This is a genomic window from Aliidiomarina sedimenti (genome assembly GCF_003986955.1).
GTDB classification, from domain to species: Bacteria; Pseudomonadota; Gammaproteobacteria; order Enterobacterales; family Alteromonadaceae; genus Aliidiomarina; species Aliidiomarina sedimenti.
Map to the genome: position 1 here is coordinate 76,518 of NZ_PIPN01000003.1, position 15,708 is coordinate 92,225.

General features: G+C 51.3%; 13 protein-coding genes. 10 read left to right on the forward strand and 3 right to left on the reverse strand.

The genetic code is table 11. The features are described 5' to 3' along the window. Positions 1-36: 36 nt before the first annotated feature. Genes CWE12_RS07355 through CWE12_RS07370 form a run of 4 tightly spaced genes read left to right on the forward strand, consistent with a single transcriptional unit; the run spans position 37 to position 5,187 of the window. Positions 37-2,031, forward strand: a complete 1,995-nt coding sequence (locus tag CWE12_RS07355) for an acyltransferase family protein (protein ID WP_126789057.1) — start codon at positions 37-39, stop codon at positions 2,029-2,031. Beyond that, positions 2,028-3,296 (forward strand): nucleotide sugar dehydrogenase, encoded by a 1,269-nt coding sequence (locus CWE12_RS07360; protein ID WP_126789058.1) that lies wholly within the window; start codon positions 2,028-2,030, stop codon positions 3,294-3,296. Before CWE12_RS07355 ends, CWE12_RS07360 begins: the two co-directional genes overlap by 4 nt. Before the next feature lie 16 nt (positions 3,297-3,312). Then, positions 3,313-4,236, forward strand: a complete 924-nt coding sequence (locus CWE12_RS07365; RefSeq protein ID WP_126789059.1) for a glycosyltransferase family 2 protein — start codon at positions 3,313-3,315, stop codon at positions 4,234-4,236. Positions 4,237-4,275: 39 nt separating this feature from the next. Next, positions 4,276-5,187, forward strand: coding sequence for a Dyp-type peroxidase (locus CWE12_RS07370; protein ID WP_126789060.1), 912 nt, complete (start codon positions 4,276-4,278; stop codon positions 5,185-5,187). Here CWE12_RS07370 and argR read toward each other — a convergent pair. Then, complete coding sequence (gene argR / locus CWE12_RS07375; protein WP_126789381.1) at positions 5,184-5,648, reverse strand: transcriptional regulator ArgR; 465 nt, start codon at positions 5,646-5,648, stop codon at positions 5,184-5,186. The two genes, CWE12_RS07370 and argR, sit on opposite strands and share 4 nt — an antisense overlap. A gap of 145 nt (positions 5,649-5,793) precedes the next feature. On the opposite strand from argR, the gene mdh reads away from it, so the two are divergent. Next, positions 5,794-6,729: a malate dehydrogenase gene (gene mdh / locus CWE12_RS07380; RefSeq protein ID WP_126789061.1), complete on the forward strand. Its 936-nt coding sequence runs from the start codon at positions 5,794-5,796 to the stop codon at positions 6,727-6,729. A 77-nt stretch (positions 6,730-6,806) separates the two neighbouring features. Here the strand turns inward: mdh and CWE12_RS07385 are convergent, their stop codons facing one another. Continuing rightward, positions 6,807-11,330 carry an EAL domain-containing protein gene (locus CWE12_RS07385; protein ID WP_126789062.1) on the reverse strand — a complete coding sequence of 1,508 codons (4,524 nt, stop codon included), beginning with the start codon at positions 11,328-11,330 and terminating at the stop codon, positions 6,807-6,809. A gap of 274 nt (positions 11,331-11,604) precedes the next feature. Next, a complete protein-coding gene (gene ispB, locus CWE12_RS07390) occupies positions 11,605-12,576 on the reverse strand; it encodes an octaprenyl diphosphate synthase (RefSeq protein ID WP_126789382.1) in 972 nt (323 codons plus the stop codon). A gap of 196 nt (positions 12,577-12,772) precedes the next feature. Between ispB and rplU the strand changes: the two genes are divergently transcribed. The 5 genes from rplU to CWE12_RS07415 all read left to right on the forward strand — a co-directional run bounded on the left by rplU (position 12,773) and on the right by CWE12_RS07415 (position 15,662). Then, positions 12,773-13,084 carry a 50S ribosomal protein L21 gene (gene rplU, locus CWE12_RS07395; RefSeq protein ID WP_126789063.1) on the forward strand — a complete coding sequence of 104 codons (312 nt, stop codon included), beginning with the start codon at positions 12,773-12,775 and terminating at the stop codon, positions 13,082-13,084. 17 nt (positions 13,085-13,101) lie between these two features. Next, positions 13,102-13,359: a 50S ribosomal protein L27 gene (gene rpmA, locus CWE12_RS07400; protein ID WP_126789064.1), complete on the forward strand. Its 258-nt coding sequence runs from the start codon at positions 13,102-13,104 to the stop codon at positions 13,357-13,359. Positions 13,360-13,484: 125 nt separating this feature from the next. Further along, positions 13,485-14,654 (forward strand): Obg family GTPase CgtA, encoded by a 1,170-nt coding sequence (cgtA, locus tag CWE12_RS07405; RefSeq protein WP_126789065.1) that lies wholly within the window; start codon positions 13,485-13,487, stop codon positions 14,652-14,654. Between the two features lie 13 nt (positions 14,655-14,667). After that, positions 14,668-15,171 (forward strand): type 3 dihydrofolate reductase, encoded by a 504-nt coding sequence (folA, locus tag CWE12_RS07410; RefSeq protein WP_126789066.1) that lies wholly within the window; start codon positions 14,668-14,670, stop codon positions 15,169-15,171. Positions 15,172-15,383: 212 nt separating this feature from the next. Next, positions 15,384-15,662 carry a DUF3718 domain-containing protein gene (locus CWE12_RS07415; RefSeq protein ID WP_241972425.1) on the forward strand — a complete coding sequence of 93 codons (279 nt, stop codon included), beginning with the start codon at positions 15,384-15,386 and terminating at the stop codon, positions 15,660-15,662. Positions 15,663-15,708: the final 46 nt, after the last annotated feature.

The window sequence follows — 15,708 nt, forward strand, 5'->3', positions numbered from 1 at the left end:
TATACTGCGCACTTTTTATAAAGATAAGAATATAGTGTGCAGTTTTTAATAGAAAAGTCGGGCTTTAGAAATGACATCAATGGCCTAAGGGCCTGGGCTGTCATTTCAGTGGTGCTGTTTCACTTCCTCGTCCCGGGATTTTCCGGAGGGTTCGTCGGGGTAGATATTTTCTTCGTTATATCAGGTTTTCTGATGACGGGGATCATTACTCAAGGCCTGGTCGAGCAAAAATTTAGCTTTTCCCGCTTCTACTTAGCGCGGGCTGTTCGAATTGTGCCGGCCCTGGTTGTACTGGTGCTGTCACTTTTAGTATGGGCCTGGTTTTACCTTCCGACCCCTGACTATCAGGGGTTGGCAGGTCATGCACGCTATGCTCTGGTCTTTTGGTCAAACGTCGAATTTGCCAGTGCGGACAGCTACTTTGCAGCCAACTCGCATGAAAACTGGCTGTTGCATACCTGGTCTTTGTCTGTTGAGTGGCAATTTTATATTCTGTTTCCGCTTCTTCTGGTGTTAATTGCTAAGTTCACCAATGCCAGACTGCATGTCCTATTCTATAGTCTTATTGCGCTGGTCGTTTTGTCGCTGTCTTACAGTATTTGGCTGTCCCCGCGTGAGCCCACCGCAGCGTTCTATTTACTTTCCACCCGAGCCTGGGAAATGGCAGCGGGAGGGGTGGCGTATTTTGTGTATGTTTCCAATTGGCGCCGTGTGGTTGAAAGACCACTGACCTTGTATACAGGCTGGCTTTTACTGGGGCTCTCATTCACCACTCTCAATTCTGATTTATCCTGGCCCGGAGCCTGGGCCTTGCTGCCAGTGGTGGGTACCGTTTTGGTGCTGTTAGCGAATCAGTCACAAAGCATCTTGACTAAGCCACGCCTATTCCAGTGGCTTGGCGACCGATCCTACTCGATTTATCTGTGGCATTGGCCATTCGCGGTATGGTTATATTACATCGGCCAGTTGGGTAATCCCTGGTATTTAGCGGTGGGTATAGCGGTCAGTATTCTGGCCGGGCATTTATCGTATTGGTGGGTGGAACAGCCGGTTCGGCGTTCTTTCAAAGAGCTCTCAGGACGTCTCAGGTTTGTCGCTGTTATGGTGCCACTGGTCATGGTTTTAGCTATGAGTCTGGTGATCCGAAATGTCGTATTTGACGGGCGTATGCCGACCGAGGTGGAGAGAATTGCGGCGGAAGCTGAAAACCGAAACCCAAGAGGTGACGCTTGTCGCCAATCAATGTCAGAACTACATGAACCATGCATCTATGGGGGTGAACGTTTAGGTGCCATTGTTATAGGTGACAGTCACGCAGCGGCGCTTGTCCGCTCGGTTGAGGCGGCGTTGCCAAATGACGGGTTGCATGTACTCGACTGGACGATGAGTGCATGTCCAACCATTCGCAATCTGCGTCATAGCCAACGGCACTCATCGCGTTTTTTGTGCCCGGAATTTGTTGACTACGCAATCGAGCAAAGCAGCCAGTTGCCGCCCGAGGTGCCCTTACTGGTGGTTAACCGCATTTCTAATTATCTTCATGGCGAGCCGCAAAAACAGGAGCCTGAAATCTACTTGTCTGAGCCGGCTGCAACCTATACCGTAGAACGAGCGCAGGAATTAATCAGCGGGTTTAAAGACACGGTGTGTACATTTGCTCAGCACCGACCTGTGTATGTTCTCGAACCTGTGGCGGAGATGCCGGTCGATGTTCCGGAGTTCATGTCGCGTAAACTCCATTTTAACGGTGAAATAGAACGGGTAAGTATCAGTATTTCCGAATACGAGCAGCGTCACAAGTTAGCGCTTGAAGCAATGCATGAACTCACAGTCGAATGCAATGTTAAGCTGCTGGCCCCCACGGCAGTGCTGTGCGATGAAGAAAATTGTTGGGGCGACAAAGACGGATTACCCGTCTATTTCGATGACGATCACTTAAATGAGCGGGGCGGGCGACTTTTACTGACAGAGTTCAGGAAAATGTTCAGTGATGCCAGCTCTGACGAATCAGCGGATGGAAATGAAGAATGAACGATAAGGTCTGTGTAGTTGGGTTAGGGTACGTAGGGTTGCCTTTGGCCGCTGCGTTTGCTGAACAGTATCAGGTGGTTGGTTTTGATATCAATCAGACCCGCGTTGACCAGTTAAAACAGGGACGCGATGTGACCGGTGAGTTGACTGAGAGTGAACTGACCCAGGTAGCGGACCGCTTGCACTTGACGGCATCGATCGCGGATACCGCGGACTGCAATATCTACATTATTACCGTGCCGACGCCAATTGACAGTGCCAACCGCCCGGACTTGCGGCCGCTGGTAAGTGCCTCTGAACTGGTGGCGCAAACACTGAAACGCGGTGATATTGTTATTTACGAATCTACCGTGTACCCAGGGGTGACTGAAGAGGTTTGTATTCCGGTGGTGGAAACCAATTCCGGCCTGGTTTATAACCAGGATTTTTATGCTGGCTATTCACCGGAGCGGATCAACCCGGGCGACAAACAGAATACCTTCAAAACGATCAGGAAAGTGACTGCAGGGTCGACGCCTGAAATCGCCCAGCGCGTTGATGCACTATACGCCAGTGTCGTAACTGCCGGTACCCATCTTGCGTCGAGCATTCGCGTCGCTGAGGCGGCGAAGGTGGTAGAAAACACCCAGCGCGACGTTAATATCGCCCTTATCAATGAATTAGCGCTCATTTTTAATCAAATGGGGATCGACACACGAGAAGTGATCGAGGCCGCCGCGACCAAGTGGAACTTTATAAAGCTGTTCCCGGGTCTGGTCGGTGGTCACTGCATTGGCGTTGACCCTTATTACCTGACCTTCAAGGCTGAAGAGCTGGGGTACAAACCAAACCTGATCCTGGCCTCACGGCAGATTAATAATGGCATGGGCAAATATGTGGCCGAGCAGACGATCAAGAAGATGATTGAGAACGACGCCCGCATCAAAGGCTCGCGGGTGCTCATTCTTGGTTATGCCTTTAAGGAAAATTGCCCGGATACACGCAATACCAAAGTGGTCGATATTATTGATGAATTGAATCAGTATGGGGTACGAGTCGATGTCTTTGATCCGGTCGTAGACCAGCAGGAACTGGCGAAGCATGATGACTTCAGCGTCTGCGGTGACCCCTTTGCTGAGTCAGCGGGCTATGATGCAGTAGTGGTGGCTGTTGCGCACCAGCTATTTACCCGTTATACCCAGGCGGATTACCAGCGCATGTCTGCGACTAGCCCCGTGGTGATGGATGTGAAAGGCATCGTCGAAGCGCCTAGCTGGCGCTTATAAAGAATAAGGAAGCGGAATGAGCAAGGCGACCAGTGAAGCACCGGTTTTTGAGGTAAAGACACCCTGGTATCAGGGGCTGCAGGAATTTGCGTTGCGTGCGGCAGTGAGTAACCTGTTGCCGTTGAGGTTTTTTTATAACAAGCCTGCCAGTACCCGGGCGGCACGCAAGGGCCGGCTGCAGATTGAAATAGTCAGCCATTGCTGGCGCTATTCTCACTTGCATGCCTACCAGCTGAGTTCGTTGGTCGAGCATCCACCACAGGACGTGGACGTGACGATGACCGTGTATTACGCAGACGAGGATCAGGCAACGGCGCAACTGCTCGACTTTTTTGCCACTAAAGAGGTCAGCAACGTGACCTGGAACTGGCAACGGCTACCAGCGCCTGAATTGTTCCGCCGCGCGATCGGCCGCAACAAGTCAGCGCTGGCGACAACCGCGGACTGGGTTTGGTTTGCCGACTGCGATCTGATTTTCGGTGCAGGCTGTCTCGATGGCCTTGCCGACTCCCTGCAGGGCTGTAGTGGAATGCTCTACTTTCCGGCTGAAGAACGTATTACCACCTTGTTGAGTGACGATAGCCCGATGCTGCAGGCGGCGCGGGAACCCAGAGTAGTGCAGGTGGATGAATCCGATTTTAAGGTACGCAAGCTAGAACGTGCCGTCGGCGCTTACCAAATCGTGCATGGCGATGTTTGTCGGGAAATAGGCTATTGTAATGATGTGGCGGCGTATCAGCGCCCTACAGATCGTTGGAAAAAGACCTTTGAAGACAGGGCCTATCGCTGGATTATGGGGACCCACGGCGAGACCGTAGAGGTACCATCCATTTACCGTATTCGCCACATTGAAAAAGGCCGTTACCATGGCAGTAAAGCGATGACATCGATGCGTCAGAGTATCCGTCAGCGCCACGATAGCAACAAAACAGAAGACTAATTCGCAACGCTCGACTCGCAACACACGACAGGGCTGACTATGAAGTCACAGGGACAAGCAGGGGTAGCAAACCGGGGCAGTATTCATGGCCTGGTTTTATTGTGTCAGGTGCAACCTGCGCATCTGGCATCACTGCGCCTGAAACTGGCCAAATTACCAGCCCTGGCGGCAAGCCTTGATGAACGCTTTTCGGAGTCGTTGTTAACCGTTACCGCCGCATTCGGCGAAGATGCTTTCCGCCAACTGGGAGCTCTGGCGCCGGCCCATCGTTTTTCCGACCTGCCCTCGTTCGAGCAGAGTCCGGCGTCGCTCAACGTGACAACCGTCGATATCGCCTTGATTATCCGCTCTGAACGATATGACAGCTGTTTTTTCGCCGGCCGCGTGTTAACCGAATGGTTTGCCGCTGATGTTGAGATGCTGGCCGACTACAATTTCTTTCATTATCTGGATAACCGTAACTTATTCGGCTTTAAATGCTGGCGCGATACCCTGCTTGGGGCTGAACGACGTAATTTACTTGCCATGCAGGCTGAGCATGAGCCGTTATGGGACCAGGGTAGTTACCTTATTTTGCAGCACCAGCGAATTGCGGATCAGGCCTGGCAACAGCTAAAGCCAGAGCAACAGGAACAGGTTATAGGGCGGAATAAATTAAGCGGCGAGCCGATCCTGACTGACCGCCCAAACCATTTCAGCAAAGTCCAGGAGCATCTGGGGCAGGCGCTACTGTGGCATCAGATGCCGATCGCCAGTATGAATGAACAAAGCCATCTCGAACTGCTTTGGAGTAATACCCCTGAATCCGCCCATCGCTGGTTAGCGCAGCGAATTGAAGACGATGAAGATGGCTTTCGGGACCCGATCCTGGACTACCAGGACAACCTGCTAAGCGCCGCTTTTTTTGTGCCGCCGTTACCCTGGTTCGAACACCTTAAATCGGTTTTCTAAACCCGTTCAAACAGCTCTTGCACTTTGGTCAGGGTAAAATCGATGTTGGCTACTTTGACCGGCGCAATGAAGATGGTGTCGTCGCCAGCAATCGTCCCCAGTACACCTTCTTTGCGGCCCACGGAGTCGAGCAGGCGAGCGATAAGCTGGGCGGCGCCGGGCGAGGTGCGGATAATAACCATCACATCATTGTGCTCAATTTCAAGCACCAGCTGACGTACCGGGCTTTTCGCCGAGGGGACACTGAGTTCGCTGGGCAGACAGTAAACCATCTCCTGCTTCGCATTACGGGTGCGTACCGCGCCGTATTTGCTCAGCATGCGGGACACTTTGGACTGACTGATGTTGGTAAAGCCCTGCGCTTTTAGCTCGTCAACGATAGCGGTTTGTGAGCCATAACGTTCTTCTTTAAGGAGCGCTTTAAACTGCTCAGTTAACTGATCCTGCTGTGAGTTTGCCATAGTCGCTTCTAACTGGTTCAACTTATGTTGTAAGTGTACCTGAGACATCTGCAAACGCCTAGTAGGCTGCGCCTTTCGGTTGTTTTTTGGACCCAAATCCAGTAAGGTTTTAGCCCTCTCAATTCCAAGTTAAATGGAGTACATCATGAAAGTAGCAGTGTTAGGCGCCGCTGGCGGTATCGGTCAGGCGTTATCATTATTGTTAAAAACTCAGTTACCTGCGGGATCTGATTTAGCCTTATTTGATATCGCACCAGTAACCCCGGGTGTCGCTGTCGATCTGAGCCATATTCCGACTGCCGTTAGCATCAAAGGATACGGTGAAGATGGATTAGCTACTGCACTGCAAGGTGCTGATATCGTGTTGATTCCAGCTGGTGTACCGCGTAAGCCGGGAATGGACCGTTCTGACTTGTTCAACATGAACGCCGGTATTATCAAGAACCTGGTTGAAGCCTGTGCGGACAACTGCCCTGAAGCCTGCATCGGTATTATTACCAACCCGGTCAATACCACAGTAGCGATTGCCGCTGAAGTGCTGAAGAAAAAAGGTGTCTACGACAAAAATAAACTGTTTGGCGTAACCACTCTGGACGTAATCCGTGCCGAGACATTTGTAGCGGAGCTGAAAGGTAAGAACCCAGCGGATATCCATGTGCCAGTGATTGGTGGCCATAGTGGCACCACGATTCTGCCATTGTTATCTCAGGTTGAAGGTATTGAGTTTAGCCAGGACGAAATTGAACAACTGACTCACCGTATCCAGAATGCTGGGACTGAAGTGGTCGAAGCCAAAGCGGGCGGTGGCTCTGCAACCCTGTCCATGGGTCAGGCTGCAGCACGTTTCTGCTTATCGCTGGCACGTGCCAAGCAAGGCGAAGCTGTGACTGAATACGCCTATGTTGAAGGTGACGGCAGCGATGCACCGTTTTTCGCGCAAGCAGTTAAACTAGGCAAAGACGGTGTGGTTGAAATCCTGCCATATGGCCAGTTGAGCGACTTCGAAGCGAAAGCGAAAGCAGACATGTTAGATGGTCTGAAAGGTGATATTCAGACCGGTATTGAATTCGCTAACCAGTAACCAGGTTAGGTTCTGTCGAGTAAGCCCCGCGCACATTGCGGGGCTTTTTTATGGCTGAACTTATAGCTAAAAGAGGCTTAGCGGGAAGACTCGCTAAACCATTTGAGGGCATGCTCAATCGGCATTGGTCCGCCAAACAGGTAGCCCTGCATTAAATAACAGCCGCGGGCTAACAGCCAACTGCGTTGCGCTTCACTCTCGACGCCTTCAGCAATGCATACTTTATCCAGATTGCTGGCCATCGCCAGAATCGACTCAATGATGGCTTCATCGGAACGGTCACAACCAATATCGGTGGTGAAGGTGCGATCAATTTTGATCACGTTAAGCGGAAACTCCTTGAGGTAGCGTAGCGACGAGTAGCCGGTGCCAAAGTCGTCGAGCATCAGTTGAATGCCCAGATCACGCAACCGGTTCATAATCTGACTGGCGCGCAGTGTTTCTTCGATGAGGACACCTTCGGTCAGTTCCAGCCGCAGTGCAGAGGGCGGCAGATCAAAGTCCTGTAGCAGGTTTTGCAGCTGTTCAATCAGATCATCCTGCTCAAGATGGCGCACCGAAAGGTTCACTGACAGGTATAAGTCTGGCTGCAGCGCACGGAGTTCTTTCAGATCGAGACACGCCTGGCGCAGAGCGACATTAGTCATGGTGACAATGACCCCGAGCTCTTCAGCCACGGGTATAAATACGTCGGGACTGATGTTGTTGTTCTCATGCTGCCAGCGCATCAGCAGCTCGACGCCGACGCATTGGTTGCGTGCGGCGTTAACAATGGGTTGGTAGCTATTGGTTAGCAATTGCTGACTGACGGCATGCTTGAGTTCTACTTCAAGGTTGAGCTGGGCCCGTACCCTGGTGTCCATTTCGTCCTTAAACAGGCGGTAGCAATTGCGGCCTGCGTCTTTGGCGTGGTACATAGCGACGTCGGCATGCTTGAGCAATTCTTCACGAGTCTGACCGTGCTGCGGGTGCAGGGCGACACCTATGCTGGGTGAGACGCGGATATGATGTTTATCGATGACAAGGGGCTCATTAACGGTGTGCAGGACGCGTTGTGCGGTCTCCTCAACTGCGCGCAGACTATTGGCATGAAGCAGAATAATAAATTCATCGCCGCCCAGGCGCGCGACAGTGTCGACACTGCGCAGACAGTGCTGAACCCGTTCAGCAATTACGCACAGAAGTTTGTCGCCGATACTATGCCCCAGCGAGTCGTTAATTTGTTTGAAGCGGTCGAGGTCCATGAACATCAGGGCGACCTGCTTCTTTTCCTCCAGCGCCAGGGTTTCGTCAATTCGCTGGTTGAGCAGAGCCCGGTTCGGCAAACCGGTCAGAGCGTCGTAGTTAGCCAGCCTGCGGAGCTGATGCTCAGCTTCCTTTTGTGCTCTGATGTCGGTAAAAACGATGACATAGGCACGGCTACCAATGGAATCGTCCGCCACTGCACTGATGTTAATGATAACGGGGACCTCGTCGTTATCCACCAGGCGGATAACATCCTCATTGCGCCATTGCTGCCCCGGACGTAACTGCTTAATAATATCGCGGTAGTAGTGCAGGCGCTCTGCACTCAGATTCATGAAATTGAAGTCGTTTATTTTGTCATGCTCAATACCAAGTGCATCGCAGAACGCGCGGTTAGCGGTCAATGGCATCTGATCCCCATCCAGTAGCAGGACCCAGTCTTTGGTTTGCTCAATGGCTTTACCAAACAGCAACGCTTTTTCCTCGTTGCTGCGTTCGTGAGTAATATTCTGGAAGGCACCGGTAACCCGTTCTACAGTGCCGTCTCGGTTGCGGCGGGTGACTTGTCCGACATCGCGGTACCAGAGCCAGCGTCCGTCCGCGTGACGTAAACGGTAGGTACAGGAGAAGTCGTTGCGCTGACCACGCTGTAATTGTTGCCATGACTGCAGATAGTCGTCGAGGTCACGGCGGTGGATGCGACTTTGATGGATCGCCATCGTCATATCCGGCTCATCGTCACTATACCCGAGCTCCAGCTGCATGCGGGTTTCGAATAAACGGTCCCCTTCATAATGCCAGTCCCAAATACCGCTATTGGTGGCTCCGATGGCCAGCTGCAAACGTTCTTCGCTGCGCTCAGCGCGTGCTTTGCTCTCAATGATACGCTGATGCTGCTGGTAGCGGTATTTGAGGAAAGATGCCAGAGCGAGGGAAACAATCAGAATATAGCTAACCCAGGCTGTCGGCGAAAGCAGCGGGTGGTATGCCACCTGTATGGTTAGGGTGGCAGTTTCAGCGTAGTTACCGTTGCGCGGATCGATAGCGCGAACCGTGAGTGTATGGTGACCGGGTGGCAGTCGGGGAAAGGAAATGCTGGCCTCCTGGGTACGCGCAATATAAACGGGTTCCGGGCCTTCCAGGCTATATGAATAAAACACCATATGGGGCCGTTCGAAACTATTGGTAGAAACGTCGATGCGGATCCCCGGGGTATTGTAGTTGAGATCGATATGCGAGCCGTTGAGATCGGCAAGCGGCGAGTTTAGCCGCTCGCCACTGGTAATGAAGTTGACGCCACTGATGCGGGTATTAAGCGTACGCTGAGCGGGTTTCAAGTCGCTTGGGTTGAACAGAGTGAGGCCCCGCATCGACCCGTAGGCGATGCGGCCATCGTTAAGCCGGACACTGGCGTTGGCATTGAATTCATTGCTACTGGCGCCATCCATGTAGCTAAACCGTTCGTGGTGGAGGGTTTGCGGATGGAACCGAATAATACCCTGCATCGAGCTGAACCAGAGGTAGCCATATTGATCAAGGTGACCCTGGTAGAGAGAACTGGCTGGCAAACCGTCGTTAATACCCAGGTTGACTTCAGGCTTGAGAGTCTCCGCATCCAACGCCAGCAGACCGTGGCGTAGCATGGTAAACCAGATCCGCCCCTGGTCGTCGTAGACAAAACTTTCCGGATAAATAAGTGAATAGAGCTGGTAGGGTTCATGGCGGTACAGACGACGCAATGAATTGTCCTGCATGTCAAACAGCCACAATTCGCTGGCCAGACCAAGGAAAAGCGCATCCGGGTTGTCTCTGGGGCTACCGAGAATGGTATGAACATTCATCAGGTCAAACTGCAAATGGTCGAAGTCAGTGTAGCGTTGCAGGCGGTATTCTTTAGTGTCAAAGACATAGAGCCCTTCGGCATTGGCAAACCAGAGACGGTCCCCAATCAGATTGTAACCCCAGAAATAGTCTTCCAGCAGGTCCGCGTCGGCCTGGTTGTCAACAAGCTCGTGTAATGGCGTTAGTGAGCCGTCCTCTACATTAAATAAGTACATGTATTCAGCATGATAGAGCCAGATATGATTAGCGTTCTGAGGGTCGGGGAATATGTCGTAGACGGTGCCTTCATGAATATACGCGGAGTCATGCTGAGTATAGAAATGGACTTCATGAGAGCCATCCGGATTGAGCTGATTAAGACCATTCTGGGTGCCCACCCATAGTCGTTGGTCGAGGTCTTCAGCTAAGGTCCAGACCTGGTTACTACTGAGGTCAGGGTATGGGCCGATGCCCTGCGCCATGATATGGAACTGACGTGTTGACGGGCGCCAGTGGAAGAGGCCATTGAAAGCGGTTCCAAGCCAGAGATTGCCCTGCCCGTCAAGGGTCAGGTGGTGGATGCTGTTGTCGAATATAGCTCTTTCGGTATCCTCAAAACGCAATAACAGGCTGGCCTGAGGGTCATCAGGAGTATAGGTATAGAGACCATTCTGGGTCGCTAACAGTAGTTGACCGTCGTGATCGATCATTTGCCATACATTCTGTACCGGGTCACGCACGGTTGCCGTCGGCATAGGTGAGTTGGTGCGTAACGCACTGAGAACCTGGGTCAGATCGAGCGAATACAGTCCCTGTACAGTCGCGACATAAAGTTCATCGTCGAATTGGTAAAGATATTTGGTATTGATTTCATCCGCATGTGCGTCGTGCATGTTGGGCAAATAATCAACCGCCTGATGCTGTCCGGTTTCCGTGTGGTAGACCTGAAGACCACTGGAGGTGGCCAGGAAGACGAATTCGTCAATCGCCAGAGCATGCCGTAACAGGTCGTAGTAGTCTTCGCTGTTCTGCGCCACTTCGAAGAGCAGGCTACTGTCCATTTCGTCGGGGTGCAGCTGGCGCAGGCTGGTTTCAGTGACCAGGTAATACCGATCGCGATGGACGAAGATATCGGTGACTTCGGCGAACCACCAGTCATCAGACATCTCTGCGTCCATACGCTTCTTAAACTCGCGGTCGCCCGGGCTGAGGCTAAATACGCCCTGGGTCGGGATAGCAACCCAGATTGTTTTATCGTCAGTCTGCGCGATCATCGAGATATAATTGGTCTGGAACAGGTTGTCAGGGCCGTTGACCGACTGGAAGCGATAGCCATCGAAGCGATTCAAGCCATTTTCGGTAGCAACCCACAAGAAACCATCATGGTCCAGGAGGACTCCTGTGACCGAATTCTGTGATAGCCCGTGATGGACTGAATAGTGCTCGATTCTGATTGTATCATTCGCAGTAGTTTCAGTTGTGGTAACTAAAAACAACGAAAGACAAAGAGCGAGCCAGCAGACTAATCCCTTCATGCAGGTCCATTTGTATTTTAATTATTATTAACAAAATGATAATAGATGGTTTTGGGAGTGAAATAAACGTATGAGATTGGGGGGGAAGGGGCTCAGCCTAAAAAAATGCGGGGAAAATTAGCGAATGAAAGTTTCATTTTACGAATGTAAGTGTTCGCTATTTTCTAATGCTTTAGTATCAGTACAGTTTTAACAAAGCAGGCCAGGCAGAGCGAGTGCCTGCGCCTGATTGAGAACATGAACTGATTATAAAATCTAATAGATCGAACTGTCTTCAGGCAACTCGCTTAACGGCAATTCGTGCCAGCGCGAGCAGCGCCTCTTTGTAGTCGCTGTCAGGCACCAGAGCAAGCGCGTCAATGGCTTTGTCTGTTTCTTCGATGGCTTTACGCTGAGCGTAACCGATCGCATCGGTTTCCTTCATCGTCTGCATAACCATGGAAAGCTTATCCCGCTGGCCACCTTGCTCAATAGCCTGCTTTATCATTGCTGACTGCTCGTCAGAGCCGTGCCACATGGCGTAGAGCAACGGCAGGGTGGGTTTACCTTCGGCTAGATCGTCGCCGACTTCTTTGCCCATAGCCTCGGCGTCGGCGGTGTAATCAAGAATATCGTCGACCAGCTGAAACGCTGTCCCCAGGTGACGGCCGTAGGCTGCCATGGCCTCTTCCACCTCTGCTGGTTGTTCGCTAAGCACTGCACCCAGCTGGGTTGCGGCTTCAAACAGGCGGGCTGTTTTGCTGTAAATAACCGCAAAGTAACGGGCCTCTGTGGTGTCCGGGTCATTGCAGTTCATCAGCTGCATGACTTCACCTTCGGCGATTACGTTGGTAGCGTCCGCCAGAATGTCCATCACCCGCATCGACTGCATCGAAACCATCAGCTGGAAGGCACGTGAGTAAAGAAAGTCACCAACCAGTACACTGGCTTCATTGCCGAACTTGGCATTTGCGGTTTCACGCCCTCTACGCATGTCGGACTCATCAACCACATCGTCATGCAGCAGGGTTGAGGTGTGAATAAACTCAACCACCGCAGCCAGCGTATGGTGGTGGTCTCCCTGGTAGTTAAATGCTCGTGCCGACAGTACCGCAAGCAGAGGACGTAAACGCTTACCACCCGCACTGACAATATAAAGACCCAATTGATTAATAAGCGCGACGTCAGAGCGCAACTGCGTCATAATAAGAGTATCAACTGCGTTCATATCAGCTTCAGAAAGGCGTTTGATCGCCGCTAGATCCATCATTTCGGTTCTGTCTCACAGGTCACGATTTGGCGCAGATTTTACAGGATCCTTGCAATTTCGCCAGTGTTCTGATGGTTAGTTAGCAAAAGCTTGATTTTTTACCAATTTGCCCTTGCGTTAGTGGCATATTTTGCGTAAAATTCGCGCCCTGAATTGAGTTTTGAGCGCCCTGTCGGGGCAGTGGAGAAGAATTATGTACGCGGTTTTCCAAAGTGGCGGTAAGCAACACCGTGTCGCTGAAGGCCAAGTTGTACGCTTGGAGAAGTTAGAAGTCGCAACTGGTGATACAGTTGAGTTTGATCAGGTTTTAATGCTGTCAAACGGTGACGACGTGACTATTGGTGCGCCTTTCGTGAAAGGTGGCAAGGTTACAGCTGAAGTTGTAAACCATGGCCGTAACGACAAAGTGAACATTGTTAAGTTCCGTCGTCGTAAGCACTCACGTACTCAGATGGGCCACCGTCAGTGGTTCACTGAAGTGAAAATCACTGGTTTTGGCGCCTAATTAAGGAGTAACGACACATGGCACATAAAAAGGCAGGTGGTTCAACCAAGAACGGTCGTGACTCAGAGTCTAAACGTCTGGGTGTGAAGCGTTATGGTGGTGAATCTGTATTAGCAGGTAACATCCTGGTTCGTCAGCGCGGCACTCGTTTCCACGCTGGGGACAATGTTGGTGTTGGTCGCGACCACACCTTGTTCGCAAAGTCTGACGGCAAAGTTTCTTTTGACGTCAAAGGCCCGAACAATCGCAAGTTTATAAGCGTTGTAGCTGAGTAAGTTTTACTCACTTCTATCGCGCGTATAGCGAAACAGAAACCCCGCGTTTGTCGCGGGGTTTTTTGTTTTGTCTGCTACAGGTTCTGTAGCAGACTGAAAGTTTTAACAGTTAAGGCAGGTAAGGCATGAAGTTCGTCGATGAAGCAGATATCCGTGTAGAAGCCGGAGACGGTGGTAACGGCTGCGTTAGTTTCCGTCGTGAGAAGTATGTCCCCAGAGGGGGGCCAGATGGCGGTGACGGCGGCGATGGCGGTGACGTCTGGCTGATTGCGGATGAAAACCTGAATACCTTGATTGACTATCGGTTTGAACGTTTTCACCGTGCTGAGCGTGGTCAGAACGGGATGGGCCGTAACTGCACCGGTAAGCGTGGTCAGGACTTAACCATTCCAGTGCCAGTTGGCACCCGTGCTCGCGATATGGATACCGATGAGATCATTGGTGATCTGACCAAGCACGGGCAGAAGTTAATGGTGGCTAAAGGCGGTTTCCACGGCTTAGGTAACACGCGCTTTAAAAGCTCGACTAACCGTGCACCACGACAAAAGACCACAGGTACCCCGGGTGAAATTCGCCCGTTGCGGCTGGAGCTGTTGTTACTGGCGGACGTAGGCTTATTGGGGATGCCAAATGCAGGGAAATCGACCTTTATACGCTCGGTTTCAGCTGCCAAGCCGAAAGTAGCAGATTACCCCTTTACTACGCTGGTGCCAAACCTGGGCGTCGTCAGTCCGGCACCGCATCAAAGCTTTGTTATCGCGGATATCCCGGGTTTGATCGAAGGCGCGGCCGAAGGCGCAGGGCTTGGCATTCAATTCCTCAAGCATCTTGAACGCTGTGGCTTGCTATTGCACTTAGTTGATTTGGCGCCATTCGATGGCAGCGATCCGGTAGAGCAGGCGGTGACCATCATCGGCGAACTGGAAAAGTACAGTGCCGCCCTGGCAGACAAGCCGCGCTGGCTGGTGCTGAACAAAACGGACTTGCTTGATGAAGACGAGATTGCTGAGAAAACTGCGAACATAGTTGAAGCGCTTGGCTGGGAAGGCCCGGTGTATCAGATATCAGCGTTGCAGGGCAATGCCCGTGACGGACTGATGTTCGATATTATGAAGTATCTGGAAAGCTTGCCTAAAGCGCAGCAGGAGCCGGAAGAAACCGCTGAAAGTGTCGATTTCAAATGGGATCATTATCATGACCGCCAGCTTGAACAAATGGCTGAGGAAGAGGATGACGATGATCTGGATGATGACGACGACGATTATGACGTTGAAGTTATTTACACCAAAGAATAACTGGTGAACGGACATGCACATTAGCCTGGTTGCTGCGATGGCAGCGAATCGAGTGATTGGCAAAGGCGGTGACATGCCATGGCATTTACCGAAAGAGCTGAAGTACTTTAAAGAAATAACCTTGGGCAAGCCAGTGGTAATGGGACGGCGCACCTATGAGTCGATAGGAAGGCCGCTACCGGGGCGACATAACATTGTTATCAGCGGCAGTAACCCTTCGCTGCCTGATGAGGTCAGTGTGGTTAGCAGTGTCGACGAGGCACTCCAGGCTGCCGGCGCTGTGGATGAAATTATGGTCATTGGTGGTGGTGAAATCTACCGTCAGTTTCTGCCTGTCGCAACCCGCCTGTATTTGACCGAAATTGATCTTGTGGTCGACGGCGATACATGGTTTCCTGAATTCAACTCGGATGAATGGTCTAGTACTATTCTCAGAGATATCGATGCAGAAGACGAAAACACTCCAGCTTTTCGAGCGAAATTACTGGAGAAAAATGATAACGTGTCGATAAAATAAGCGTGATTTTATAAATTTGTCATACTGAAAAAGTATGATGTAGGTATGCTTTAATATATATTTTTATATATGACAGTGAAGTCAAAGTAACACATAGTTTGGGGGCAAAAATGTTGAAGTTCGTTGCTAGTACATTGACCGTTGCGGCGGTCGCTTTCGGGGCTAACTTAGTCGTAGTTAAGCCGGCGCAAGCGCAGGATCTGGCATTAAACATGTGCACATATGTACAGGGTGATGACCGAATGCGTATGCGTCAACGTATGCGGGAAGACCGTTTACGTTTACGTTCTGTTTATGACGGCATTCTGTGTAACAACATGAGTCTTATTCAGTTTGCAATGGCAAGCGGTTCTGCTGACATTGGTACCTTCATGGTCAGCCAGTTGCCAGCGTCACAGCTGGCCAGTAACGGCGATTTAGAGTGGGCCGAAGCAAATGGACATGGTGATTCAGAAGTGGCGCAAGCTATCCGTGAACGCACCGAAGACTAAGATACGTTTTAGTAAAAACCGCGCTTAAGCGCGGTTTTTTTATGTC